Annotated in this window: 1 protein-coding gene; it reads right to left on the bottom strand. The window is 67.8% G+C overall.

Annotated features, from left to right (window positions below; translation table 11 throughout):
• On the bottom strand, nucleotides 1-469 hold a 469-nt coding region (locus tag E6C55_RS34075; protein ID WP_168736016.1), incomplete at both ends, for a hypothetical protein.

Consider the following 469-nt stretch of genomic DNA (forward strand, 5'->3'; position numbering starts at 1 on the left):
GCGAAGCTGCCGATGGTATCCAGCACGCCCTTGAGCACGCCGGATTTGAAGAAGGCCCCAACCTCGGTCGCCCCTCCCATGATGTCGAGCGTTCGCAGGTAATCGATCTGCCGGTTGCCGTAAGCCACCGCTTCGTCGATGAAGGCGTTGCCTTGGCCGAGCCAGCCGTCGAGCGTGTCGCCCACAAGCTGCAGATCCCCGCCGAGCTCCCGAATGCCCGCTCTGGCGCCGTCTGCCCGGTCCTTCAGCCAGCCCCATACGGAACCGCTCTTGCCCGAGACGATGCCCGACGCCGATAACAGCGCCATAACATCCTTGTCCGCGCGCTCGTAGCGTTCCACTGCGGAGAGGATGTACGCCGACAGCGCGCCGAGCCGGCTCTCGATTCGCCCGATGCCGCTCGCGCTGCCGCCGATCCGGCCGGACAGCCCGCGCCGGGCGAGGATCGCCCCTTCCACGCGGCTGCCGA

It is taken from the genome of Cohnella fermenti, from assembly GCF_004801405.1.
GTDB classification, from domain to species: Bacteria; Bacillota; Bacilli; order Paenibacillales; family Paenibacillaceae; genus Cohnella; species Cohnella fermenti.